Annotated in this window: 21 protein-coding genes; 5 read left to right on the forward strand and 16 right to left on the reverse strand. The window is 71.8% G+C overall.

Features of this window, described 5'->3' with window-relative positions; translation table 11 throughout:
* Nucleotides 1–54 precede the first annotated feature (54 nt).
* On the forward strand, nucleotides 55–1,074 hold the full coding sequence (locus VQ02_RS04700; RefSeq protein WP_083469054.1) for an SMP-30/gluconolactonase/LRE family protein: 1,020 nt from the start codon (nucleotides 55–57) through the stop codon (nucleotides 1,072–1,074).
* 260 nt (nucleotides 1,075–1,334) lie between these two features.
* Here the strand turns inward: VQ02_RS04700 and kce are convergent, their stop codons facing one another.
* Genes kce through VQ02_RS04725 form a run of 5 tightly spaced genes read right to left on the reverse strand, consistent with a single transcriptional unit; the run spans nucleotide 1,335 to nucleotide 7,941 of the window.
* Nucleotides 1,335–2,264 carry a 3,5-dioxohexanoate:acetyl-CoA acetone transferase gene (kce, locus tag VQ02_RS04705; protein ID WP_048443008.1) on the reverse strand — a complete coding sequence of 310 codons (930 nt, stop codon included), beginning with the start codon at nucleotides 2,262–2,264 and terminating at the stop codon, nucleotides 1,335–1,337.
* A gap of 12 nt (nucleotides 2,265–2,276) precedes the next feature.
* Nucleotides 2,277–3,203 (reverse strand): 3-hydroxyacyl-CoA dehydrogenase, encoded by a 927-nt coding sequence (locus VQ02_RS04710; RefSeq protein WP_048443009.1) that lies wholly within the window; start codon nucleotides 3,201–3,203, stop codon nucleotides 2,277–2,279.
* Between the two features lie 55 nt (nucleotides 3,204–3,258).
* Complete coding sequence (locus VQ02_RS04715) at nucleotides 3,259–5,784, reverse strand: branched-chain amino acid ABC transporter ATP-binding protein/permease (protein WP_048443010.1); 2,526 nt, start codon at nucleotides 5,782–5,784, stop codon at nucleotides 3,259–3,261.
* A gap of 5 nt (nucleotides 5,785–5,789) precedes the next feature.
* Nucleotides 5,790–6,668 carry a branched-chain amino acid ABC transporter permease gene (locus VQ02_RS04720; protein WP_048443011.1) on the reverse strand — a complete coding sequence of 293 codons (879 nt, stop codon included), beginning with the start codon at nucleotides 6,666–6,668 and terminating at the stop codon, nucleotides 5,790–5,792.
* A 25-nt stretch (nucleotides 6,669–6,693) separates the two neighbouring features.
* A complete protein-coding gene (locus VQ02_RS04725; RefSeq protein ID WP_048443012.1) occupies nucleotides 6,694–7,941 on the reverse strand; it encodes an ABC transporter substrate-binding protein in 1,248 nt (415 codons plus the stop codon).
* A gap of 165 nt (nucleotides 7,942–8,106) precedes the next feature.
* Here VQ02_RS04725 and VQ02_RS04730 point away from each other — a divergent pair, with 165 nt between their 5' ends.
* Nucleotides 8,107–8,841, forward strand: coding sequence for a GntR family transcriptional regulator (locus VQ02_RS04730; protein WP_245239627.1), 735 nt, complete (start codon nucleotides 8,107–8,109; stop codon nucleotides 8,839–8,841).
* Between the two features lie 81 nt (nucleotides 8,842–8,922).
* Nucleotides 8,923–9,690: an SDR family oxidoreductase gene (locus VQ02_RS04735; RefSeq protein WP_048443013.1), complete on the forward strand. Its 768-nt coding sequence runs from the start codon at nucleotides 8,923–8,925 to the stop codon at nucleotides 9,688–9,690.
* A gap of 129 nt (nucleotides 9,691–9,819) precedes the next feature.
* Here the strand turns inward: VQ02_RS04735 and VQ02_RS39695 are convergent, their stop codons facing one another.
* From VQ02_RS39695 to purD, 4 genes are all read right to left on the reverse strand, one after another.
* The gene (locus VQ02_RS39695) at nucleotides 9,820–9,942 is read right to left on the reverse strand and encodes a hypothetical protein (RefSeq protein WP_280818933.1); all 123 of its coding nucleotides are present in this window, start codon (nucleotides 9,940–9,942) and stop codon (nucleotides 9,820–9,822) included.
* 83 nt (nucleotides 9,943–10,025) lie between these two features.
* Nucleotides 10,026–10,919: an EamA family transporter RarD gene (gene rarD, locus VQ02_RS04740; protein ID WP_048443014.1), complete on the reverse strand. Its 894-nt coding sequence runs from the start codon at nucleotides 10,917–10,919 to the stop codon at nucleotides 10,026–10,028.
* 119 nt (nucleotides 10,920–11,038) lie between these two features.
* Nucleotides 11,039–11,947: an alpha/beta fold hydrolase gene (locus tag VQ02_RS04745; protein ID WP_048443015.1), complete on the reverse strand. Its 909-nt coding sequence runs from the start codon at nucleotides 11,945–11,947 to the stop codon at nucleotides 11,039–11,041.
* Between the two features lie 68 nt (nucleotides 11,948–12,015).
* Nucleotides 12,016–13,305 carry a phosphoribosylamine--glycine ligase gene (gene purD / locus VQ02_RS04750; protein WP_048443016.1) on the reverse strand — a complete coding sequence of 430 codons (1,290 nt, stop codon included), beginning with the start codon at nucleotides 13,303–13,305 and terminating at the stop codon, nucleotides 12,016–12,018.
* A gap of 169 nt (nucleotides 13,306–13,474) precedes the next feature.
* On the opposite strand from purD, the gene xseA reads away from it, so the two are divergent.
* Nucleotides 13,475–15,037, forward strand: a complete 1,563-nt coding sequence (gene xseA, locus VQ02_RS04755) for an exodeoxyribonuclease VII large subunit (RefSeq protein WP_048443017.1) — start codon at nucleotides 13,475–13,477, stop codon at nucleotides 15,035–15,037.
* A gap of 128 nt (nucleotides 15,038–15,165) precedes the next feature.
* On the opposite strand, the gene VQ02_RS04760 is transcribed toward xseA, so the two are convergent.
* The 7 genes from VQ02_RS04760 to VQ02_RS04790 form a co-directional block, all read right to left on the reverse strand.
* On the reverse strand, nucleotides 15,166–15,879 hold the full coding sequence (locus VQ02_RS04760) for a DUF1013 domain-containing protein (protein ID WP_048443018.1): 714 nt from the start codon (nucleotides 15,877–15,879) through the stop codon (nucleotides 15,166–15,168).
* A gap of 292 nt (nucleotides 15,880–16,171) precedes the next feature.
* Nucleotides 16,172–17,116 carry a ribose-phosphate pyrophosphokinase gene (locus VQ02_RS04765; protein WP_048443019.1) on the reverse strand — a complete coding sequence of 315 codons (945 nt, stop codon included), beginning with the start codon at nucleotides 17,114–17,116 and terminating at the stop codon, nucleotides 16,172–16,174.
* 258 nt (nucleotides 17,117–17,374) lie between these two features.
* Entirely contained in the window at nucleotides 17,375–17,626 is a 252-nt protein-coding gene (locus VQ02_RS04770; protein WP_048443033.1) for a DUF4170 domain-containing protein, read from the reverse strand.
* Nucleotides 17,627–17,799: 173 nt separating this feature from the next.
* Complete coding sequence (locus VQ02_RS04775) at nucleotides 17,800–18,882, reverse strand: alkene reductase (protein WP_048443020.1); 1,083 nt, start codon at nucleotides 18,880–18,882, stop codon at nucleotides 17,800–17,802.
* A 134-nt stretch (nucleotides 18,883–19,016) separates the two neighbouring features.
* Nucleotides 19,017–19,421: a hypothetical protein gene (locus tag VQ02_RS04780; protein WP_048443021.1), complete on the reverse strand. Its 405-nt coding sequence runs from the start codon at nucleotides 19,419–19,421 to the stop codon at nucleotides 19,017–19,019.
* 210 nt (nucleotides 19,422–19,631) lie between these two features.
* Complete coding sequence (locus tag VQ02_RS04785; RefSeq protein ID WP_048443034.1) at nucleotides 19,632–21,950, reverse strand: xanthine dehydrogenase family protein molybdopterin-binding subunit; 2,319 nt, start codon at nucleotides 21,948–21,950, stop codon at nucleotides 19,632–19,634.
* 29 nt (nucleotides 21,951–21,979) lie between these two features.
* Nucleotides 21,980–22,459 carry a (2Fe-2S)-binding protein gene (locus tag VQ02_RS04790; protein ID WP_048443022.1) on the reverse strand — a complete coding sequence of 160 codons (480 nt, stop codon included), beginning with the start codon at nucleotides 22,457–22,459 and terminating at the stop codon, nucleotides 21,980–21,982.
* A gap of 607 nt (nucleotides 22,460–23,066) precedes the next feature.
* Between VQ02_RS04790 and rpsA the strand changes: the two genes are divergently transcribed.
* Complete coding sequence (gene rpsA, locus VQ02_RS04795) at nucleotides 23,067–24,779, forward strand: 30S ribosomal protein S1 (RefSeq protein WP_048443023.1); 1,713 nt, start codon at nucleotides 23,067–23,069, stop codon at nucleotides 24,777–24,779.
* Nucleotides 24,780–24,948 lie beyond the last annotated feature (169 nt).

The following is a 24,948-nucleotide window of genomic DNA, read 5'->3' on the forward strand; positions in this document are numbered from 1 at the left end:
GCTTCCGTAAACTCCTCCCGTCCGGCGCGAAGACCGGACGGGAGGAGACGAGTGATGAACCGACGTGACGTCCTCGCGGGCGCCGCCGCCCTGGCGGCGACCACGGTCGCGGCGCGGGCCGACCGGCTGCCCCTCGGCGACCTGCCCGGCACCCGCTATCCCGACCCGCGGGTCGAGGTGCTGGACAAGCGCTTCCGCTACAAGGTCGGCAACGCCGCCATCGAGCGCATCGCCACCGGCTTCCGCTGGGCCGAAGGCCCGGTCTACTTCCGCGACGGCGGCTATCTCCTGTGGAGCGACATCCCCAACAACCGGATCATGCGCTGGCTCGAGAACGGCCATGTCAGCGTGTTCCGGGCGAACTCGAACTACTCGAACGGCAACACCCGCGACCGCCAGGGCCGGCTGATCACCTGCGAGCACGACACCCGCCGGGTGACCCGCACGGAGCCGGACGGCCGCATCACGGTGCTGATCGACAAGTTCGACGGCAAGCCGCTCAACGCCCCCAACGACGCGGTGGTGGCCTCCGACAACGCGGTCTGGTTCACCGATCCGGGCTACGGCATCGACGGGTTCTACGAGGGCCACAAGGACAAGGCGGAGCTCCCGACCCGGGTCTACCGGCTCGATCCGGCGACCGGACAGGCCAAGGTGGTGGCGGAAGGGATCGACCGGCCCAACGGGCTCGCCTTCTCCCCCGACGAGAAGATCCTCTACGTCGTCGATTCGGGCGCGACCCATGGCGGGCGGGCGAATATCCGCGCCTTCAACGTCGAGGGCGACAAGCTCACCGGCGACCGGGTCTTCGCGGAGGGCTTTTCGCCGGGCTTCACCGACGGGGTGCGCACCGACGTCGACGGCAACGTCTGGTGCTCGATGGGCTGGGCCGACCCGAAGGAGGACGGGGTGCGCTGCTACACGCCGTCCGGCGACCTGATCGGCAAGATCCACCTGCCCGAGACCTGCGCCAACCTCTGCTTCGGCGGGCCGAAGCGCAACCGGCTGTTCATGACGGCGAGCACGTCGGTCTACGCGGTGTATGTCGAGACGCAGGGGGCGATGGTGCCGTAGGGACGAGAAGCGATCGTCCCGGCACGAGCGCCAACCCCTTTCCCGGGCCCATGCAGCGACAGCGGAGTGGGACCCGGGTCCAGCGCAAGGCGTCGCGAAGCGTCCGTGTGTCTGCAACGGTGCAACAAGCAGAGCCGCTTCGCGGCACGTCTCCTGCTGGATCCCGGATCTCCTTCCGCCGACGCTTCAGTCGTCCGGGAACGGGAGCGCTGTATTCTGCCATGTCTCTCCCCATGAGCGGGGAGAGACACGAGCCGCTCCTAGAAATTCACCCGGTCGCCGCCCTTCAGCGCCAGGATCTCGCGCGCATCGTCCGGCGTCGCCACATCGAGCCCCAACCCCTCGATGATCTGACGCGCCTTCAGGACCTGCTGGGCATTGGACTCGGCCATCTGGCCGGGGCCGATCCACAGCGAATCCTCCAGCCCCACCCGGACGTTGCCGCCGAGCGCGATCGCCTGGGCGGCGATGGTCATCTGGTTGCGGCCCGCCCCCAGCACCGACCAGCGGTAATCGTCGCCGAACAGCCGGTCGGCGGTGCGCTTCATGTGCTGCACGTCCTCCGGATGCTGGCCGATGCCGCCGAGGATGCCGAACACGCTCTGGACGAAGAAGGGCGGCTTGATCACGCCGCGATCGGCGAAGTGGGCGAGCGTGTACAGGTGGCCGATATCGTAGCACTCGACCTCGAACCGGGTGCCGTTCTCGGCGCAGGTGGTCAGGATGTGCTCGATATCGGCGAAGGTGTTCTTGAAGATCCGGTCGCGCGAGCCCTCCAGATAGGGCTGCTCCCAATCGTGCTGGAAGGTCTTGAAGCGCGACAGCATCGGGTAGAGGCCGAAATTCATCGACCCCATGTTGAGCGAGGCGACCTCCGGCTTGAAGTGGGCTGCGGGCCCGAGGCGCTCGTCGATGCCCATGGTTGGGGCGCCGCCGGTGGTGAGATTCACCACGCAGTTCGAGCGCTGCTTGATGACCTTCAGGAACGGCTCGAAGGCCTGGGGCGACTGGTCGGGCTTGCCGGTCTTGGGGTCGCGAGCGTGCAGGTGGACGATCGCCGCGCCGGCCTCCGCCGCGCCGATCGCGGCTTCCGCGATCTGGTCGGGGGTCACCGGCAGGTGCGGCGACATCGAGGGGGTGTGGATCGCGCCGGTGACGGCGCAGGTGATGACGACTTTTCTCTTGGCCATGGTGGCTCTCCTTCAGGACTGGGCGCGCTTGTGCGCCATGAGGGCAGCGAGGCGCGCGTCGCGGCGGCGGCTGCGCTCCGCCGGCGGGGCGGGATCGGGGCCGCCGTTCCAGGCGGCGACGATGCGGGCGGCGCTCTCGGGCGACCACACCGCGGCAGGGGCGGGATCAGCGGCGAGCCGGCCGTAGAAGCCGCCGTAGCGGGCGGCGTAATCGGCCACGCCCCCCGGTGCGTTGAGGTCGATGGTGGCGAAGGGCCCGAGGAACGACCAGCGCAGGCCCAGCCCCTCGGACACGGTCTTGTCGAGGTCGGCCGGGCTCACCACCCCCTCGGCGACGAGGCGGAACGCCTCCGACAGCAGGGCGCCCTGGAGACGGTTGAGCACGAAGCCCTCGACCTCGCGATGGACCGTCACCGGCGCCTGGCCGGCGGCCTCGTAGAGCGCCCGGGCGCGCGCGATCACCGCCGGATCGGTCCAGGGCGCGCCGCACAGCTCGACCACCGGCACGAGGTGGGGCGGGTTGACCGGATGGCCGACGAGGCAGCGGGCGCGGCCCGCGAGGCCTTCGGTGAACAGCGAGGCGACGATGGCCGAGGTCGAGGAGGCGAGGATCGTCTCCGGCGGGCAGAGGGCATCGAGCTCGGAAAAGAGCGCGCGCTTGGCCTCGACGGTCTCCGGACCGTTCTCCTGTACGAGGTCGGCGCCGGCCACCGCCTCGGCCAGGGTGGGGCAGGTGCGGATCCGGGCGAGGATCGCCGGCACGTCGGCGACGAGGCCGTGCGCCTCGAGCTGGCGCAGGGCTTCCGCGATGTGCTCGGGCGCGGCGGCGAGCGCCGCGGGATGGACGTCGGTGAGGCGGACCGCGAACCCGGCTCGGGCGAAGACCACGGCCCAGGACCGGCCGATCAGCCCGGCTCCGACGACGGCGACGGTTGGCATCGGTGAGGAATCTCCTTCGGGGCGCATCATGCCCAAGAACTAACAGTTGGGGATCTCACAGCCACAGCACCTTCCGCCGCAGATCGAGGTCGTCGCGCAGGGCCTGCGAGGGGCCGACATGCATCACCCGGCCGCGCTCCAGCGCCACGGTGCGGTCGGAGAGGGCGAGCGCGAGGTCGAGGTTGTGGTCGACGATGACGATCGAGACCTCGCGGCGTAAGGAGTCGAAGGTCTCGAACAGGCTCTCGACCACCGCCGGCGCCAGGCCCTCGAACGGCTCGTCGAGGAGCAGCACCCGCACGTCGCCGGACAGGGCGCGGGCCACCGCCACCATCTGCTGCTCGCCGCCCGACAGGTAGTCGGCCGGGGTGCGCCAGCGCTCGCGCAGGCGCGGGAAGTAGGAGAGCACCCGCTCCTCGTCCCAGTGCACGCCGTTGCCGGTGCGGCGCTTGAGCCGGCCGAGCTCCAAGTTCTCGGCGACGCTCATGCCGGCGAACAGGCCGCGCCCCTGCGGCACGTAGCCGATGCCGGCCCGGGCGATCGCCGCCGCCGAGCGGCCGTCGAGCGACTCCGTCCCGAGCCGGATGTGCCCGGCGGCGTGGGGCGCGAGGCCCGTGATGGTCTTGAGGCAGGTCGACTTGCCGGCGCCGTTGCGGCCCAGGAGCGCCACGATCTCGTGGGCGTGGACGTCGAAGGTGACGCCGGCGAGGATGTGGCTCTTGCCGTAGTAGGTGTCGACGGTCTCGAGCGCGAGCAGAACCTGCGGCTCGGCGGCGCTCGGGCGGGCCTTCGCCGCCATGGCGGCGGTGCCGGAGCCGATATAGACCTCCTGCACGCGCGGGCTGGTGCGGGCATCCTCCACCGTGCCGTCGACCAGCACCGTGCCCTCGTTCATCACCGTCACGGCGTCGGCGATCTGGAACACCCGGTCGATGTCGTGCTCGACCATCAGCACCGGTACCTCGGTCGAGACCCGCTTGATGATGTCGCCGATGCGGGTGCGCTCGGCGGCCGCGAGGCCGGCCAGCGGCTCGTCGAGGAGCAGCACCCGGGGCTTGGTGGCGAGCGCCACCCCCATGTCGAGCAGGCGTTGGCCGCCGTAGGAGAGCGAGCCGGCCTCCGCCCGCTCGAGCCCGGCGAGGCCGAGCCAGCGCAGGATCTCGGCGGTTTCGGCTGCAACGGTGCGGTCGGCCCGGGCGTCGCGCCAGGGATGGAAGCGGCGGGGGCTGCGCCCCTGCACGGCGAGGCGGACGTTCTCCGCCACCGACAGGGCCGGGAAGAGGTTGGTGATCTGGAACGAGCGCCCGATGCCGGCGGCGCAGATCCGCTCCGGCGCGAGGCCGGCGATCGAGGCCTCGGCCAGGGTCACCGTGCCGGCGTCCGGCCGGTACATGCCGGAGATCAGGTTGAAGGCGGTGGTCTTGCCGGCGCCGTTGGGGCCGATCAGGGCGTGGAGCGTCCGGTCGCGCACCGCGATGGTGACGCCGTCGACCGCCTTGAGCCCGCCGAAGCGCTTGGCGATGCCGCGCGCCGCCAGGATCACCCCGTCGACGAAGCCCTCCGGCCGCAGGAAGGGCGGCAGGTTCTCGGGGATGCCGGCCCGGCGGCCCGCCATGGCGGCGTCCTCGGTGGCGGGCGGGCGCACCATCCTGTACAGGCGCCGGCCGATGCCGACGAGCCCGTCGGGCGAGAACAGGATGAAGCCGACGAACAGGAGGCCGAACCAGAAGAGCCAGTTCGCGGTCCAGATCGACAGCATCTCGCGGAACAGGATGAAGAACAGCGCGCCGATCGCCGGCCCGGCGAGGCTGCGCATGCCGCCGATCACCACCATGGCGAGGAGCTCGCCGGAGAAGGCCGAGCCGAGCGGCTCGGCCGAGGCGAAGCGGTGGGTGAAGACGCTGAGCACGCCGGCGAGGCCCGTCACCGTGGCCGAGACCGTGAAGGCGACGAGCTTGTAGCGGTTGGTGGGGTAGCCGAGGAAGCGCGCCCGCTGCTCGTTCTCGCGGATCGCCTCCAGCACCGTGCCGACCGGGGAGCGGCGGAAGCGCGCGAGCCCGTAGACGACCGCGAAGCCGACGAGCGCCACGATCCCGTACCAGGTCCAGGCCGCGTCGAGGTCGAGGCCGAGGATCGTCGGGCGCTCGACGCCGCCGTAGCCGCTCTCGCCGCCGGTGAGCGCCGTCCAGCGGAAGGCGATCGTGAAGGAGAGGGCCGAGAGCGCCAGGGTCAGGAGCGAGAAGTAGACCCCGCGCCTGCGAAGGATCAGCAGGCCGAGGAGCACCGCGGCGGCGGCCACGAGGGCGAGGGCGAACAGTGCCGGCGGCAGCAGGGTGCCGGGAAAGAACGTCCGCTGGCCGATCGCCGCCGCGTAGGCGCCGAGGCCGAAGAAGGCACCGTGGCCGAACGAGACGAGGCCGGTCTGCCCGACCAGGATGTTGAGGCCCATGCAGGCCACCGCGAACACCACCACGTCGGTGGCCGAGGTCAGGGTGAGCCCGAGGCCTTGCAGGCAGAACGGCAGGGCCACGAGGGCGAGCGCCATCAGCGGCAGGGTGAGTCTCTCGCTCCGGTCCGTCATGGTCGTCACTCGAACCGCAGGATGCGCTCGCCGAGGAGGCCCCGGGGCCGGACGAGCAGGATGATCGCCATCAGGGCGTAGATCGCGGCCTCGGCGAAGCCCGGATAGACCAGCACCATCAGGCCGCGGACGATTCCGACGATGAGGGCGGCCAGCACCACGCCCCAGAACGAGCCGAGGCCGCCGATCACCACCACCACGAAGGCGCCGGTCAGCACCTCGGCACCCATGGCCGGATGGACGCCGGAGATCGGCGCCAGCATGACCCCGGCCAAAGCCGCGAGGCCGACGCTGAGACCCACCACGGTCGCCATGTAGGGTTTCAGCGAGATGCCGAGCGCCGCGACCATGTCGGGGTTCTGGACGCCGGCCCGGACCACGCGCCCGAAGGTGGTGCGCTGGAGCAGGAACCACACGCCGGCCACCGCCACGACCACCGCCGCCAGGATGGTGAGCCGGTAGCGCGAGAGCACGAAGTCGCCGACGAAGATCTGGCCGCGCAGGGCCTGCGGGATCGAGTACGGCAGGGGCGGCGCCCCGAAGATCATCCGCAGGGCCTGCTCGGCCACCATGGCAAGGCCGAAGGTGAGGAGCAGGGAGAGGATCGGGTCGGCGCGGTAGAACCGGCGGAAGAGCAGGCGCTCGACCGCGAGGCCGATCAGCGCGACGAGGACCGGCGCGGCGACGAGGGAGCCGCCGAAGCCGAGGGCGGGCGAGAGCACGATCGTCAGGTAGGCGCCCACGGCGTAGAACGCGCCGTGGGCGAGGTTGACGATGCCGCCTAAGCTGAAGATCAGCGACAGGCCGAGCGCGATCAGCAGGTAGATCGCGCCCAGGAACAGGCCGTTGACGACCTGCTCGACGGCGAGGGTGAGGAGGGGCACGGGACCGGTCCGTTCGCGGCGCGCCTCAGCCCTCCATCTTGCACGCCGCCTCCTCGGCGGTGGGGGCCAGCACCTCCATGTCCTCGCCCTCGCCGGGGATCGCCGGGGTCGAGGTGAACAGGTCCCACTTGTCCTTCACCTTGTCGGCGGGCAGGGCCGTGATCGCGTACATCTCGCTGATGAACTGGTGGTCGCGGGGCCGGAAGTAGCCCGGGCGCGGCTTCTGCACGTCGAACTTGGCGCCGCCCTCCAGGTAGGAGACCAGCTTCGGCCCTTCGGTCGACTGGGTGTCGGCCATCGCCTTGGCGACGATCTTGACCGCGTTGTAGTCGCCCCAGGCCTGGTTCTCCGGCGGCTTGCCGTACTTCTTGACGAAGGCGGCGACGAAGGCCTTGGCCGAGGGCGTGTCGACCTTGTGGTGCCACAGGCAGGGCCAGGTGCCGGCGAAGTTGCCGGGCCCGGCGCCCCAGGCGAGCGCGGTGTCGAAGCCGAAGCCGGCGACCGGGAAGGGCAGGCCGTACTCGGCGTACTGCTTGAGGAAGTTGGTGATCTGGTTGCCGGCGAGGTTCGAGATCACGAGGTCGGGCTTCGCCTGCCGGATCTTGATGAGGTAGGCCGAGAAGTCGGTAGCGTCGGTCGGCACCAGCTCGTCGGCCGCGAAGGTGCCGCCCTGGCCCTGCATGAACACCTTGGCGACGCGCAGGAGGTCGTGCCCGAAGGCGTAGTCGGCGGTGAGCGAGTACCAGCGCTTGCCCTTGACGAGGCCGGCCTCGGTCAGGGAGCGGCCGACCGCCTTGACGTACATCGAGTTGGCGCCCTCGATGTGGAACATGTAGCGCTTGCAATCCGGCCCGCGCAGGGCGTCCGAATTGGCGCCGGTGTTGAGGAAGATCGTCTTGCCGCGCTGGGCGACCTGGCCGATGGCGAGCGCGGACGCCGACGAGATCTCGCCGACGATCGCCGCGACCTTGTCGCGCTCGACATAGCGCTCGGCCTTGCCGGAGGCGGTCTGCGGGTTGACCGAGTCCTCGGTCAGCAGCTCGACCTTGCGGCCGTTGATGCCGCCGCCGGCGTTGATCTCCTCGGCGGCGAGCTGGGCCGCCATCACGGCGTACTCGCCGAGCGGCCCGAGGAAGCCGGTGCGCGGCGTGAGGTGGCCGATGCGAATCGGCGCGCCCTGCGCCCGCACGAGGCCCGGCATCGCCAGCGCGGCGCCGGCAGCGAGACCGCCCTGCACGAGGCGGCGGCGCGTGGGGGTGAAGCCCTGCGTCATGGTGCGTGTCCTGCCCGGGATCGCATCACGGTCGTTCGGGTTGCCGTGATCTGTGATCACACTTAGGCTGGCATCAAACGGCGCGCCTGTCGAGACGGTCGAAACCGTCCGCGGACGCGCAAAGGGGGAAACGCAGGGGAGGTCCGTCGCTTGGAGAGACGGGACTTGCATGGGCGCGACCTGCCCGGCGCGGAGGCGGGCCAGCCCGACCCGGACGGCGTCGCGCGGCTCGCGCCCCTCGCGCGCATCACGCTCGGGACGCAGGTCTACGACGCCCTGCGCGACCTGCTGATCGCCGGCGAGCTGGCGCCGGGGGAGCGGCTCTCCCTGCGCACGGTCGCCGAGCGGCTCGGCACCTCGATGATGCCGGCGCGCGAGGCGGTGTCGCGCCTCGTCGCCGACGAGGCGCTCGAGGTGCTGCCGAACCGGGCGGTCCGGGTGCCGGTGATCACGCTCACGAAGTTCCGCGAGCTGACCCGGGTCCGCATCGCGGTCGAGGGGTTCGCGGCGGCGGAAGCCGCGCGGCCTCCCGGGCCCGACGAACTCGCGGCGATCCGCGCCCACGACGCGGCGTTCCGGCACGAGGTGCGGGCGCCGGAGCCCGACCTGGAGCGGGCCATGCGGGCGAACCGCGACCTCCACTTCGCCGTCTACGCCGCCGCCGGCCTGCCCTCGCTCATCGCGATCATCGAGGGCCTGTGGCTGCGCATCGGCCCGGTGCTCAACCTCGACATGCGGTCCTCGCCCCGCCGCCTCGCCGAGGGCGGGGCGGAGGCGCACCACGCGCGCCTGGTGGTGGCCCTCGCCGCCGGCGACCCTGACGGCGCCCGCGCGGCGCTCGCCGCCGACATCGCCGGCAGCGCCGCCTTCATCGAGACGACCGGGCGCCTCGCGCCCTGACGCATCGAGACGACCGGGCGCCTCGCGCCCTGACACACGGAAACACCCCGGCGCCCCGCGCCCCGAGAACGGAGAGAGACCATGGAGATGGGACTGAACGGCCTGAAGGTGCTGGTCACCGCGGGGGCCGGCGGCATCGGGCTCGAGGTGGCGCAGGCCTTCGTGGAGGAGGGCGCGCGGGTCCACGTCTGCGACGTCGACCGGGAGGCGCTGGCGGCCCTGCCGGCCGGCATCAGCGGCACCTACGCCGACGTGGCCTCCCGCGACGACGTGGCCCGGCTGTTCGCGGAGGCGACGGACGCCCTCGGCGGGCTCGACTGCCTCGTCAACAACGCCGGCATCGCCGGGCCGACCGGCCGGGTCGAGGAGATCAACCCGGAGGACTGGGACCGCACCCTCGACATCTGCATCACCGGCCAGTTCAACTGCGTGCGCCTGGCGGTGCCGCTCCTGCGGGCGAGCGCCAACCCGTCGATCATCAACCTGTCCTCGGTGGCCGGCCGGTTCGGCTTCCCGCTGCGCACGCCCTATGCGGCCGCGAAGTGGGCGGTGGTCGGCTTCACCAAGTCGCTGTCGCGGGAGCTCGGGCCCGACGGCGTGCGGGTCAACGCGGTGCTGCCCGGCATCGTCGCCGGCGACCGCCAGCGCCGGGTGCTGGAGGCCAAGGCACAGCAGCGCGGGATCAGCTATTCCGAGATGGAGGCGGCGGCCTTCGCGGCGGCCTCGATCAAGGAGTACGTCACCGCCCGCCAGCTCGCGGACCAAATCCTGTTCCTGGCCTCCCACCGGGGCAAAACCATCTCGGGCCAGGCGCTGGCGATCGACGGCGACCTGCAGATGCTGACGTAGCGCAGGGCGCAACGCGCCCGGCGGGTCCGGTCCCCGCCAGCGTCGTCGTCCCGGGTTCCGCTGCGCGCTTCCGGGACGACACGGTGAAGCGTCCGGGCCGGCGTCGGTTCGACGGACCGACGTCGGCTTCTACGGCAGCCACCGCGCCAGGAAGCCGCCCACCACCAGGGCGAACACCGCCCAGGGGCCGAGCACCAGCCAGATCGGGTGTGGCCCGGCCTCGTCCCTCGTCTTCGCGTCGTCCAGGATCATCGCGCCCCCGCCGATTCGTCACGGAAGGCAGGAAGCTCCGCGATTATGGTTGGACGGGGGAAGCTTGACCGCCGGAGCTTGCGTCAGGCTGGGCGATCCTCAGGCCCGGGTGCCCGCGCCAAGGTCGCGGCGCGCCGCGGACGCGCCGCGTCGAACGCGTAGAGCGCCAAGGCCGCCCAGATCAGCCCGAAGACCAGGGCCCGGGACGGGGGCAGGGACTCGCCGTAGACGACCACGCTCAGGATCAGCAGGCAGGACGGCGCGAGGTACTGCAGCAGCCCGATGGTCGAGAGCTTGAGGCGCGAGGCCGCGGCGGCGAACCACATCAGCGGCACCGCGGTGGTGACGCCGGTAAGCATCAGGAGCAGCCATTGCCCGGTCCCCTGCGTGGGCGGCGTGGGCGCGACGGCGAGGTAGGCGAGAGCGGCGGGCAGGAGCACGACGGTCTCCGCGAAGAGGCCGAGGATCGGATCGATCGGCACCATCTTGCGGATCAGGGCGTAGACCGCGAAGCTCACGGCCAGCGCCAGGGCGACCCAGGGCAGGGTGCCGGCCGCCACCACCGCCGCGGTGACGCCGATGGCGGCGAGCCCCACCGCCGCGAGCTGGAGCGGTCGCAGGCTCTCCCTCAGCACCACGGCGCCGAGGGCCACGCTGACGAGCGGGTTGATGAAGTAGCCGAGGCTCGCATCGAGCATCCGCCCGTTCTGCACCGCCCAGAGATAGAGCGACCAGTTGCCGGCGATGATCACGGCCGAGAGCAGCAGGAAGCCGTGGCGCCGCTCGAAGGCGAAGCGGGGCCGCCCGGCCGGGCGGAAGAGGCGCAGGGCGACGAGGAGGAGCGCGACGAACAGGCCCGACCAGGCGATGCGGTGGGCGAGGATGCCCCAGGCCGGCACCCCGTCGAGCAGGCGGAAATGCACCGGGACGACGATGCCCCAGCTCAGGAAGGCGCCGAGCGCGTAGATCAGACCCACGGGACATTTCCCCGGGCACCGAGGGGGTGCCCGGGCGGGTTGTGCCCCAGGCCGGGTGCGCGCGCTACGGTCCTGGCCGTGGGACCGGCATCCGCTCCGCGCGGGTCTGTCCAGCGGGGTCAGGCCTGCAGGAAGCGCTCCAGCGCCGCGAGCGTCGCCTGCGGGTTCTCCTCGGGCACGAAGTGGCCCGACGGGACGATCTCGAAGGCGGTGCCCTCGGGCGCGAAGGTGCCGGTCCAGGCTTGGCGTACCGGATCGAGGCCGTTGCGGCCGACGAAGCGGTCCGCCACCAGTACCAGGACGGGGCCGGCGAGGCGGCGGCCGGCAGCGAGGTCGGCCTCGTCGGCGGCCCGGTCGGGCCCGGCCCCGGCGCGGTAATCCTCGCAAGCAGCGTGGATGCGATCGGGCACGTTCCAGCTCTGGCGGTAGAGGTCGAGGGCGCCGGGGGAGAAGGCGTCGAGGCTGCCGTCGCCGGTCCAGAGGCGCAGCAGATCCTCGTAGTACGGGATCGGGGCGCGGCCGATCTCCTGCTCCGGCTTGGGCGCCGGCTGCGCCAGGAAGCGCCAGTGCGGGTAGGCCCCGGGCTCCTCCTCCATCTTCCGCCACTGCGAGACCGTGGGCAGGATGTCGAGGAGGGCGAGATGAGCGATCCGGCCCGGCTCGTCGAGGGCGAGGCGGTAGCCGACCCGGGCGCCGCGGTCGTGGCCGATCAGGCCGAAGCGAACATGGCCGAGCCGCTCCATCACGGCGACCACCTCCTGGCCCATCCGGCGCTTGGAATAGGCCTCGTGGCCCGCGTCGCCGGCGGGCGCGGCGGACCAGCCGTAGCCCTTGAGGTCGAGGCAGATCACCCGGTGGGTGCTCGCCAGCGCCGGGGCGATCCGGTGCCAGCAGGCGTGGGTCTGGGGAAAGCCGTGCAGCAGCACGAGGGGCGGCGCATCCTCCGGGCCCCCGGCCCGGGCGAAGAAGCGTCCGTCGGGCAGGTCGATCCAGTGCGACGTGAAGCCGGGAAACAGGTCGGCGGGCATCGGGCGCTCCCCACTGTCAGGGCCCGCGTCGGCGCGCGGGACCGCCGAGGTTAACGCAGGAGCCCGGCTCAGGTCTCCCGCGCCACGGCGCGCCAGCCGATGTCCCGGCGGCAGAACCCTTCCGGCCAGTCGATCCGGTCGAGGGCGGCGTAGGCCCTCGCCTGCGCCTCCCGCACGTCGCGCCCCAGCGCTGTGACGGCGAGGACCCGGCCGCCATCGGCCAGGAGCCGCTCGCCGTCGCTCTTCGTGCCGGCCTGGAACACCAGGGCGCCCGCCGCCTCGGCGTCGGCCAGGCCCCGGATCTCCGAACCCTTGGCGACGGGGCCGGGATAGCCGGGCGCTGCCATGATCACCGTCAGCGCCACCTCGTCGCGCCACGCGGGCGCGACGCCCGAGAGGTCGCCGTCGACCGCGGCGGTGAGCAGCGGCACGAGGTCGGAGGTGAGGCGTGGCATCAGCACCTCGCATTCGGGGTCGCCGAACCGGGTGTTGTACTCGATCAGCATCGGGCCCGATTCCGTCAGCATCAGCCCGGCATAGAGGATGCCGGCGAAGGGCGTGCCGCGCGACCGCATCCCGTCGAGGGTCGGGCGGATGATCCGCTCCATCACCTCGGCCTCGAGGGCCGGCGTCAGCACGGGGGCGGGGGAGTAGGCGCCCATGCCGCCGGTATTCGGGCCCTTGTCGCCGTCGTGGACGCGCTTGTGGTCCTGGGCGGTGCCAAGCAGCACCGCGCGGGTGCCGTCGCAGAGGGCGAACAGGCTCGCCTCCTCGCCGACGAGGCACTCCTCGATCACCACCTCGGCCCCGGCGGCCCCGAGCCCGCCGCCGAGCATGCTCTCGACCGCTTCTTCCGCCTGCGCCAGGGTCTCGGCCACCACCACGCCCTTGCCGGCGGCGAGGCCGTCGGCCTTGACGACGACCGGCACCCGGCCGGCCCGCAGGTGCGCGAGCGCCGGCGCGACCTCGCGGAAGCGCGCGAAGGCCGCGGTCGGGATGCCGAACTCCCGGCACAGCTCCTTGGTGAAGGCCTTGGAGCCCTCGAGCTGGGCCGCCGCGGCGCTCGGCCCGAAGGCCCGGATGCCGGCCTCGGCCAGGGCGTCGACCAGGCCCGCCACCAGCGGCGCCTCGGGGCCGACCACCACGAGATCGACGCCTTCGCGCCGGCAGGCGGCGATCACCGCGGCGTGGTCGCTCACGTCGAGAGACAGGTTGGTGCCGTGGGACGCGGTGCCGGGATTGCCGGGGGCGACCAGCAGGCGGCGGCAGAGCGGGCTCCGGGCGAGCTTCCAGGCCAGGGCGTGCTCGCGCCCGCCGGAGCCGATCAGCAGGAGGGTGAGGGGGTGCTGGTCGCGCATGGCCGTCCCGGAACGAAGCGTGTGTCTCTGGCGCGACGGTTTAGGGGGCCGGCGCCCGGGCAGCAACCGGGCCCGCGGCGACCGGGACTGATGCGCGGGGGCCACTGGCCGCCTCAAGCGCCGCGACGGCCTTCCGCGGCCCCGCCCGAGCCGGTAGCCTTGGCATCCGATGTCGGCTTCCGCTCTCTCAACTCCCCTCGCCAACGCGCCCGAATGGTCGGTCACGGAACTGGCGACCGCCCTCAAGCGCACGCTTGAGGACGCGTTCGGGCACGTGCGCCTGAAGGGCGAGATCTCGGGCTACCGCGGCCCGCACGGCTCGGGCCACGCCTATTTCTGCCTCAAGGACGGCGGCGCCAAGATCGACGCGGTGGTCTGGAAGGGCACGATGCTGCGGCTGCGCCACAAGCCCAAGGAAGGGCTGGAGGTCGTGGTCACCGGGCGGATCACGACCTATCCGGGCAAGTCCGCCTACCAGATCGTGATCGATTCCCTGGAGCCGGCCGGGGCCGGCGCCTGGATGGCGCTGCTCGAGGAGCGCCGGCGGGTGCTCGCCGCGGAAGGGCTGTTCGACGCCGCCCGCAAGCGGCCGGTGCCCTACCTGCCGGCGGTCGTCGGCGTCGTCACCTCGCCCACCGGCGCGGTGATCCGGGACATCCTGCACCGGCTCGCCGACCGTTTCCCGCGGCCCGTCCTGGTCTGGCCGGTGCGGGTGCAGGGGGAGGGCGCGGCCGAGGAGATCGCGGCGGCGATCCGGGGCTTCAACGCGCTGGAGCCCGGCGGCGCGGTGCCGCGGCCGGACGTGCTGATCGTCGCCCGGGGCGGCGGCTCGATCGAGGACCTGTGGTGCTTCAACGAGGAGATCGTGGTGCGGGCCGCCGCCGAGAGCGCGATCCCGCTGATCTCCGCCGTCGGGCACGAGACCGACGTCACGCTGATCGACCACGCCGCCGACCGGCGGGCGCCGACCCCGACGGGCGCCGCCGAGATGGCCGTGCCGGTGCTGCACGAGCTGCTCGCCGACCTCGATTCCCTGAGCCGGCGCCATGCCGGCGCGCTCCTGCGCCTCGTCGAGCAGCGCAGGGCTGAGCTGCGCGGCCTGACGCGGGCGTTGCCGGGCCCGGAGGGGCTGCTCGCGCAGAAGCGCCAGCGCCTCGACCTCGCGGAGGCACGCCTCGCCCCGGCGCTCGCCGCCAATGCCCGCGACGCGCAGGCGCGCCTCAACCGGGCGCTCCAGGGTCTCGCCCGCAACCCGCCGTCCCTGCGCCTCGCCCGCGCCCGCGAGCGCCTGGCGGCGATCGACCACCGCCCGCGCCACGCCCTTGAGCGCGTGCTGGCGGTGCAGGGCGAGCGCCTGAGCGGGCTGTCGCGCCGGCTGGGACAGGCCCCGGGCCACGGGCTCGAGCGCCTGTCCGGGCGGCTGTCGCGGGCGACCGCCCTGTTCTCCAGCCTGAACTACCGGGCGGTGCTCGCCCGCGGCTACGCCCTGGTGCTCGACGGGGCCGGCAGGCCGGTCGGGTCGGCGGACGGAGCGCGGGCTGCCGGTCGCGTCGCGCTGGAATTCGCCGACGGTCGGGTGTCGGCCGTGGTGGAGGGCGCGGGAGCACCGGAGACGCCGCCGGAGCCTGCCCGTCCCGCCCCGCGCCGGGCGGCCAGGCGCAAGGACGCGGCGGCGGACACGAAAAAGGCGCCCGCGGCAGGCGCCGTTCAGGGATCGCTGTTCGAGACGTGATCGGCGCCGGTTACCCGGCGCCTCTCATCCGGGAGCGGTCCTCTTCCCCTCGGACGGGAAGGAGGACCGCGTCAGCCTTGGCGACGAACCAGGCTCGGATACCGAGACGGCGTGCGAGCCGTCCGCGCTCAGTACTCGTCGTCCTCGTCCTCTTCGCCCTTCCGCATCGGCTTCAGGCGCGCGAAGACCGAATCGGCGTCCAGGCGCTCGTCGCGGCCGGGGCGGCGATCCTCGTCGCGGTCCTCGGGTTCCGGCAGGACCGAGAGCTCGGGCGGCATCAGGGTTGCACCGCCCTCAGCGGACTCGACCAGCGGCCGGTCCTTGGCGGCGCGCTGGACCTCGAAGTCGAGGTCGATCTGCGAGCACAGGCCGAGGGTCACCGGGTCCATCGGCTGCAGCGAGCCCGAGTTCCAGTGGGTGCGCTCGCGGATCTGCTGAATCGTCGACTTGGTGGTGCCGACGAGGCGCATCACCTGTGCGTCCTTCAGCTCCGGGTGGTTGCGCAGCAGCCACAGGATGGCGTTCGGCCGGTCCTGGCGGCGGGAGAGGGGGGTGTAGCGCGGCCCCTTGGTGCGCTTGACCTCGGGCAGCTTCACCTTGGAGACCGCCACCTTCATGCGGTGGCTCGGGTTCTTCTGCGCCCGCTCGATCTCCTCGCGGGTGAGCTGGCCGGTCGAGACCGGGTCGAGGCCCTTGATGCCGGCCGCCACCTCGCCGTCGGCGATGCCTTTCACCTCGAGGGGGTGGAGCTTGCAGAAATCGGCGATCTGATCGAAGGACAGCGACGTGTTCTCGACGAGCCAGACGGCCGTCGCTTTCGGCATCAACGGGCCCTGGGACATACCACACCTCCTCGGGCGTTCCGGCGGCGCGGAACGCGGCCTGCCGCTCCGTCGCGGAGCGGCCTTGCGACACGGCCCCTCGGCGCGACAGGACGCCCGGGGCGGAGCCGAGGGCCCCGCCGGCGTCCCGTGATGGTCAGGACGGCCTGTCTCACGCTGTGAGGGAATCGCCCGATATATAGGCGCGTCTCAGGTCCGGCGCAAACCGGTTTCGCGGCCGGGCCGACTCCGCGGGGGGTTGTTGTCGTTCCCTGGGACGCTCCGCCGCCGGACGGGCGGCGGAGCCGGTCCGTCAGACGAACAGGCTCGAGACGCTCGACTCGTCGGCGGTGCGCCCGATGGCCTCGCCCAGCAGCGGCGCGATGGTGACGACCCGGATGTTGCGGGCGAGCTTCACGGCCGCGGTCGGCTGGATCGAGTCGGTGATGACCAGCTCCTTGAGCTTCGAGGAGGCGATGCGCGACACCGCGCCCCCCGAGAGCACGCCGTGGGTGATGTAGGCGGAGACGTCCTTGGCGCCCTTGGCGAGCAGGGCCTCGGCGGCGTTGACCAGGGTGCCGCCGGAATCGACGATGTCGTCGACGAGGATGCAGGAGCGGCCCTCGACCTCGCCGATGATGTTCATCACCTCGGACTCGCCCGGCCGCTCGCGGCGCTTGTCGACGATGGCGAGCGGCGCGTCGATGCGCTTGGCGAGGGCGCGCGCGCGCACCACGCCGCCGACGTCCGGCGACACCACCATCATGTCGGCGGGGTCGAGCCGCTCCTTGATGTCGCGCACCATCACGGGGGCGGCGAACAGGTTGTCGGTCGGGATGTCGAAGAAGCCCTGGATCTGGCCGGCATGCAGGTCGAGGGTCATCACCCGGTCGGCGCCGGCCTCGGTGATGAGGTTGGCAACGAGCTTGGCCGAGATCGGGGTGCGGCCGGAGGTGCGCCGGTCCTGGCGGGCGTAGCCGAAATAGGGCAGCACGGCGGTGATTCGCCGCGCCGAGGAGCGCCGCGCGGCGTCGATCATGATGAGCAGTTCCATCAGGTGATCGTTGGCCGGGAACGAGGTCGACTGGACGATGAACACGTCCTCGCCGCGCACGTTCTCCTGGAGCTCGACGAAGATCTCCATGTCGGCGAAGCGCCGCACCGAGCAGACCGCGAGCGGCTTCTCGAGATAGGCCGCGATCGCCTCGGCCAGCGGGCGGCTCGCGTTGCCGGCGACGATCTTGATCGAGGATTTCATCGTGCTTCCATCGTGGCCCGCACCGAGACCCCGGCGCTGCCGCGCGGCGCTCGAATCGAGCCCGCGCACGCCGGGTTGAGGAGGATCGCATCGAGCTTCGCGCGAATGCGGGCCCCTCGCGCGACGATGCTCTCGTGTGACGGGCGAGGCTCTTACCAGTGCCGGGATACCGTCACAATGCTTTCATGTGCGCCGGAATGCGCAAGTCCCCGGCTTTCACACGCACGGAGACTGCATTCGCGGGCGCAAGGGTGCGTCTCAGGGCTGCAGGAGCCGGTGGAGGTGCACGATGAAGTAGCGCGTCTGGGCGCTGTCGACCGTCTGCTGCGCCTTGGCCTTCCAGGCCATGGCGGCGCTGGCGTAGTCGGGGAAGATGCCGACCACGTCGAGCTTCGAGAGGTCGCGGAAGGTCACGCTGTCGAGGTCGGTCAGCTCGCCGCCGAACACGAGGTGGAGGAGCTGCTTGGACTCCTGCGAGGTCGCCGGCGTGTCGTTGCCCAGGTTGCTCATGCGCATCGTCTCCGCGTGCCGCCCTGAAGCCGTCCCCGCCCGGTCCGGCGGGACGGCGCCTGCCCGATGGGCAGGCGCGAAGCGGCGTCGCAAACGCCGGGCCGGACGTCAAGCCGGATCATGCCGCAGCGCACGCGGGCGAACCGGCCCGGAGGGGTTCGCCCGCGCGGGCCTCAGGCGGAGGCGAGCGCCGGGTAGTCGATGTAGCCCTCGGGACCCTGGCTGTACCAGGTCTTGAAGTCGTCCTTGTTGAGGGGCGCGCCCTTGGCGATCCGCTCCGGCAGGTCGGGATTGGCGAGGTAGGGGCGACCGAACGCGATCGCGTCGGCCCGGCCCTCGTCGAGGGCGGTCTGCGCCTTCGGGCCGTCGAAGTCGGAGTTCAGCACCAGGGGGCCCCGGAAGGCGGCCTTGATGGCGGGCGCGACGGCCGGGCGGGCGGCCTTGCCGAAGGTGCCGCCGGGCCCGGGCTCGCGCAGTTCGAGGAAGGCGATGCCGATCTCCGACAAGGCGGAGGCGGCCGCCGAGAACAGCGTCTCGGGATCGGGGTCGTCGACGCCCTGGATCGGCTCGTTCGGCGACAGGCGCACGCCGGTGCGGTCGGCCCCGACGGTGTCGGCCACGGTGCGGGCGACCTCGGAGAGGAGGCGGATGCGGTTCTCCACCGAGCCGCCGTAGCGGTCCTGGCGCAGGTTGCTGCCCGAGCGCAGGAACTGGTCGATGAGGTAGCCGTTCGCGGCGTGGATCTGCACCCCGTCGAAGCCGGCCTCGATCGCGTTGCGGGCGGCCTTGGCGTAGTCCTCGAGCAGGCGGGGGATCTCGTCCTCCCGCAGCGCCCGGGCCTCGGCGTAGGGCTTCTTGCCCGTGTAGGTGTGGGCCTGGTCGGGCGCCGTGGTGGCGGAGGCCGAGACCGGCTTCTCCCCGCCGAGGAAGTCGGGATGGACCACCCGGCCCATGTGCCAGAGCTGGGCGGCGATGCGCCCGCCGGCCTCATGAACCGCCGCCACGACCGGCTTCCAGGCCTCGACCTGTTCAGGGCTCCACAGGCCGGGGGCGAACGGCCAGCCGGTGCCCTCCTGGGAGATGCCGGTGGCCTCGCTGATGATCAGGCCGGCGCCGGCGCGCTGCCGGTAGTACTCGGCCATGATCGGGGTCGGCACGTGGGCCTTGGTCGCGCGGCCACGCGTCAGCGGCGCCATCAGGATGCGGTTCGGCGCCGCGATGGCGCCGAGCTGGATCGGATCGAACAGGGACGGCACTCGGGAATTCTCCGGATCAAGCCCGGCTTCAAGGGCCGGGCGACGCCCGGGAGATGGGTGCTGCAGCGCAGCAGACCAGGGTCGGAGCCGGCGGCCCTTACCGTGATGTGCGCTGCCTCACGTCGCGCCCGGGATTAAGACTTGTCCATCTGCTCACGAGCGTCCGACACCGCCTTCATGCAGCCGGCCTCGTCGCCCTTCTTGTCGAGCTCGCGGGCGCGGTTGAGGCTGGCGCGGGCCTCCATCACGCCGGTGCCGCCGCCGCTCGCCTTGGCGACGTCGGCGGTGGCCTGCGTCTCGGCGGAGCCGGGGGCCGGGCCCTTGGGGAGGGCGGAGGGGCTGGTGCCCTTCTCGGTCGCGGCCTCGGCCTGGGCCTCGCGGCGCGACGCCACCTCCTTGCCGCCGCTCGAGGCCGCGATGGTCTCGCGGCCCTTCTCGGTCAGCCGCGGCTCGAGCGCCGAGATCTCGGTGCTGCAGGCGCCGGCGAGCGCCGGACCGGCGAGGCCGGCGAGCAGGCCGGCCGCGAGGATGAGCTTCATGGCGTGTCCCTCCCTATGGTTGAACCTTGCCCTATCGTTGAACCTTGCCCGTTCCTGAACCTTGGCGCGAAGGGCTCCGGTCCGCGAACACCGGCCCGGGGGTGGGGGTTCCGCGGAGCCGCGACGCGCATCGAGAAAAGGGCCGCCCCCGGGCGGGAGGCGGCCCTCGTCGCGACGGTCCGCGGGGCCTCACGCCCCGCGGGATCTCGCTCACGCGCTGAGCTTGTCGCGCATCGGCAGCTGGCGGATGCGCCGGCCGGTCGCCGCGAAGATCGCGTTGGCGATGGCCGGCGCCACCGGCGGCACGCCGGGCTCGCCGACGCCGCCGAGCGGCTTGTCCCAGGACCCGCCCTGCACGAGGTGGACGTTGATGACCTTGGGCGCGGCGTCGATGCGGGTCAGCTCGTAGGTGTCGTAGTTGTCCTGGACGGCGCGGCCGTTCTTGAAGGTGATCTGGGCGGTGAGCGCCAGGCCCATGCCCATCACCACCGCGCCTTCGAGCTGCGAGCGCACCCGCTCCGGGTTGACCTGCTGGCCGCTGTCGATGGCGATGTCGACCCGCTGGACGGTGACCTCGCCCTTCGGCCCGACCTCGACCTCGGCGACCGCCGCCGTGTAGGTCACGAAGCTGTAATGCGCCGCGATGCCGAGGCCGCGGCCCTTCTCCACCTTGCGGCCCCACTCGGCGCCCTTGGCCACCGCCTCGATCACCCCGCGCAGGCGCCCGGTGTCGAAGGGATAGCGCGAGGGATCCTCGCCGTAGTTCCAGGCATCGCCCAGCTTGACCGGATCGAGGATCCGGGCCGGGCCGATGACGTCGAGGAGGTAGTCCTTCGGGTCGCGGCCGGCCATGTGGGCGAGCTCGGCCAGGAACGACTGCACCGCGAAGGCCCGCGGGATGTTCGAGACCGAGCGGAACCAGCCGATGCGGACATGCGCCTCGGCCGGCGGGTTCTCCATCCGCATGTTGGGGATGTTGAACGGCACGTTGACGAGGCCCATGCCGAGCTCGATCGGGATCTGCTCCTTGGCGCCGGCGACGAAGGTCGAGCCGATGGTCGGGGCCGCGCTGCGGTGCAGCCAGGCGATCGGCATGCCCTTGTCGTCGAGGCCGGCCTCCAGGCGCTCCACCGAGACCGTGTGGTAGTAGCCGTGGTGGAGGTCGTCCTCGCGGGTCCAGGTCATCTTGACCGGGGCGCCGTCGACCGCCTGCGAGCAGAGCGCCGCCTCGACGAAGTAGTCGGGCTTCGACTTGCGGCCGAAGCCGCCGCCGAGCAGCGTCACGTTGACGGTGACGTTCTTGGGATCGAGGTTGAGGCGCTTGGCGATGCGGTCGCGGGCGGCCTGGGGCGACTGCACGCAGCCCCAGGCCTCGACCTTGCCGTCCTTGCCCACCCGCACCGTCGCGGCCGGCGGCTCCATCGGGGCCTGGACGAGGTGGGGGATGTAGTACTCGGCCTCGAGGCGCTTGGCCGCCTTCTTCATCGCCGCGTCGACGTCACCCTCCTGGCGCACCACCTTGCCGGGCTTGCGCACGGCCTCTTCCAAGGTGGCCCGATAGGCGTCCGAGTCGTAACTCGCGTTGGGGCCGTCGTCGAAGGCGGGGTTGAGCGCCTCGCGGCCCTTGATCGCCGCCCAGGTGTTGCGGGCGATGACCGCGACGCCGCCCGTCGGCATGAACTCGTAGGGCGGGGCCGGGGGGTCGATGGTGACGACCTTGACGACGCCCGGCACCTTCAGGGCCGCCGCCTCGTCGAAGCTCTTGACCTTGCCGCCGAAGACCGGCGGGCGGGCGACCACGGCGTAGAGCATCCCCTCGACGCGGGTGTCGAGGCCGTACTGCGCCGTGCCGGTGGTGATGCCGACGTTGTCGATGAGGCCGACCCGGCCCTTGCCGATGTAGCGGAAGGCCGACGGGTCCTTGAGCGTCACCTTGGCCCGGTCGGGCACCGGCATCGAGGCAGCGGCCTGCGCCACGTCGCCGTAGCCAAGCTTGCGGCCGGACTTGGCGTGGGTGAGCGTGTGGTTCTCCGCCGTCACCTCGGAGGCCGGGACGCCCCACTGCTTGGCGGCGGCCTCGATCAGCATGGCGCGGGCCGCGGCGCCGGCCCGGCGCAGGGGCATGAAGAAGTGGCGCAGCGAGCGCGAGCCGTCGGTGTCCTGGTTGCCGAAGCGCTCCTCGTCGCCGTGGGCCTGGGCGACCTTGACCCGGCCCCAGTCGGCCTCGAGCTCGTCGGCGATCACGAAGGCGACGGAGGTGCGCACGCCCTGGCCCATCTCGGCGCGGGTGCAGGTCACCGTCACGGCGCCGTCCGGCGCGATGGCGATGAACAGGGTCGGGTCGTCGCGCCAGCCATGCGGCATGCCGTCGGCGCCGAAGCCCTTCTCGGCGGCGATCGCTCCCTTGGGCTTCAGCGACAGGGCGAGCACCAGGGCGCCGGCGCCGGCCAGCAGCCCGCGGCGGCTGAGCTGGCCCGCGGGAGCGTGCGCGATCGCGGAATCCGGCTCGTCGGCCGGGGCCGCGGTGATGAGCGAGAGGAAGGAGGAGGGATCTTGGATCACAGGCGATCTCCCTGTCCGGCCTTCGGGGTCAGCCCCGCCGCCTGCTTGATGGCGGCGCGGATGCGCGGATAGGTGCCGCAGCGGCAGAGATTGCCGCTCATCGTCGAATCGATGTCGGCGTCGGTGGGCTTGGGCGTATCCTTGAGGAGCGCCGCCGCCTGCATGATCTGCCCGGTCTGGCAGTAGCCGCACTGCGCCACGTTCAGCTCGCGCCAGGCCGCCTGGACCGGGTGGTTGCCGTCCGGCGACAGGCCCTCGATGGTCACGACCGGCTGGCCGTCGGCGGCCGAGACCGGGGTCTGGCAGGCCCGCACCGCGGTGCCGCCGACATGGATGGTGCAGGCGCCGCAGGCCGCGACGCCGCAGCCGAACTTGGTGCCCGTCAGGCCGAGCTCGTCCCGCAGGTACCACAAGAGCGGCATCTCGGGATCGCCGTCGAAGCGGCGCTCCTCACCGTTCACGTTGAGCTTGATCATCGTCGCCCTCCGGCTTCGGGAGGTGTTTCGGGCGCCCCGCGGACACGGCTCCGGTCGCGACGCCCGGCCTCCTCCCTCGTTCACTCAAAGTCTCGCGGCGCACCGGCCTTGCGGCCCGCACCTCGTTCCTCCCCGATCACGCCGCGCACGGCGCGCCTTCTTGCTTCCTTGGACGGCTCGCCCCGGACGGGCCAGTCCGCCTGGTCGCCCGAGCACATGAGAATGGTTTCAGGCTATGGATGGGTAACCCGGACGCGCGCGTGTCGGCAAGACGGCGCTCGCCGTCAGGTAGCAGCACGGCCACCCTCGGCAACGCCTTGCCGGGGAGGAGGTTTTCGTGTATCGGCCCAACCTCTGGCAGTCCGTTGCTCAGGATGCCGCGTGCGGGGACCGAACAGTCCCGGCAGCGTGCTCCGGCCGGACTCTCCGGAAGACACGTTTCTGCCCGTCGATCATGCGCCGGCCCGCGCCCCATCACGTTTCGGGGAGCGGCGGTTCCGATCAGTCCCACGAGGGACTCTTGGGAACTCCGGCGGGCGGAAGCGGCCCGTTCATACGAGCCGCCGGCGCCGTCCCCTCGGAGAGAGCGGGACGAAAAGGAGCATAGATGTCCGCAGGTTTGCAAGGCGCCGCGTCGAGCCGCGAGGATTTCGCCGCCCTCCTGGAAGAGTCGTTCCGGGAGCACGAGATCACGGAAGGCTCCGTGGTCAAGGGCCGGGTGGTGGCGATCGAGAAGGACGTCGCCGTCATCGACATCGGGGCCAAGACCGAGGGCCGCGTCGCCCTCAAGGAGTTCACGGGCCCCGGCCGTGACCAGCCGATCACCGTCGGCGACGAGGTCGAGGTCTACGTCGACCGCATCGAGAACGCGCTCGGCGAGGCCGTCATCTCGCGCGACAAGGCGCGCCGCGAGGAGAGCTGGGTCAAGCTCGAGAAGGCGTTCGAGAACAACGAGCGCGTCAGCGGCACGATCTTCAACCAGGTCAAGGGCGGCTACACCGTCGACCTCGACGGCGCCGTGGCGTTCCTGCCGCGCTCGCAGGTCGATATCCGTCCGGTCCGCGACGTCACCCCGCTGATGGGCACGCCGCAGCCGTTCCAGATCCTCAAGATGGATCGCCGCCGCGGCAACATCGTGGTGTCGCGCCGCACCGTGCTCGAGGAGAGCCGGGCCGAGCAGCGCTCCGAGCTGGTGGCCAACCTCGAGGAGGGTCAGGTCATCGACGGCGTGGTCAAGAACATCACCGAGTACGGTGCGTTCGTCGACCTCGGCGGCATCGACGGCCTGCTGCACGTCACCGACATGGCGTGGCGCCGCGTCAACCACCCGTCCGAGGTGGTCAACATCGGCCAGACCGTCAAGGTCAAGATCATCAAGATCAACCACGAGACGCACCGCATCTCGCTCGGCATCAAGCAGCTCCTGGCCGATCCGTGGGAGGGCATCGCCGCCCGCTACCCGGTCAACGCCAAGCTCAAGGGCCGCGTGACCAACATCACCGACTACGGCGCCTTCGTGGAGCTGGAGCCGGGGATCGAGGGCCTGATCCACGTCTCGGAGATGAGCTGGACCAAGAAGAACGTCCATCCGGGCAAGATCGTCTCCACCTCCCAGGAGGTCGAGGTTCAGATCCTGGAGGTCGATCCGGTCAAGCGCCGCATCTCGCTCGGCCTGAAGCAGACCCTGCAGAACCCGTGGGAGGCCTTCTCCGAGAAGCACCCGCCGGGCACCGAGGTCGAGGGCGAGGTCAAGAACAAGACCGAGTTCGGTCTGTTCATCGGCCTCGAGGGCGACGTCGACGGCATGGTCCACCTCTCGGACCTCGACTGGAACCGTCCAGGCGAGCAGGTCATCGACGAGTTCAAGAAGGGCGACGTGGTGCGCGCCCAGGTTCTCGACGTCGACGTCGAGAAGGAGCGCATCTCGCTCGGCATCAAGCAGCTCGCCGGCGACCCCTTCGCCGATGCCGGTGAAGGCATCCGCAAGGGCCAGGTCGTCACCTGCGAGGTGCTCGAGGTCAAGGACTCGGGGATCGAGGTCAAGATCGTCGATTCCGACCTCCAGGCCTTCATCCGCCGGGCCGACCTCGCCCGCGAGCGCAACGACCAGCGCCCTGAGCGCTTCGCCGCCGGCGAGAAGGTCGATGCCCGCGTGACGCAGTTCGACCGCAAGGCCCGCCGCGTCCAGCTCTCCATCAAGGCCCTCGAGATGGCCGAGGAGAAGGAGGCGATCGCCCAGTACGGCTCCGCCGATTCGGGCGCCTCGCTCGGCGACATCCTCGGCGCGGCCCTCAAGGCCCGCCAAGGCGACAAGAAGTAAGGGATCCGTTCGGGCCGCTTGGGCCCGAACACCCGGACCGAAACCGAGCGCCCGCGCGGGGAATCCCCCCGCGCGGGCGTTCCCGTGTCCGCATTACCGCGATCGGGGAGGGGACTGCGCCCAATCCTGCTCTTGCCGCTGCGCGACGGCCGGGGGTAGAACACGCCGG

This window comes from Methylobacterium variabile, from assembly GCF_001043975.1.
Lineage (GTDB): Bacteria > Pseudomonadota > Alphaproteobacteria > Rhizobiales > Beijerinckiaceae > Methylobacterium > Methylobacterium variabile.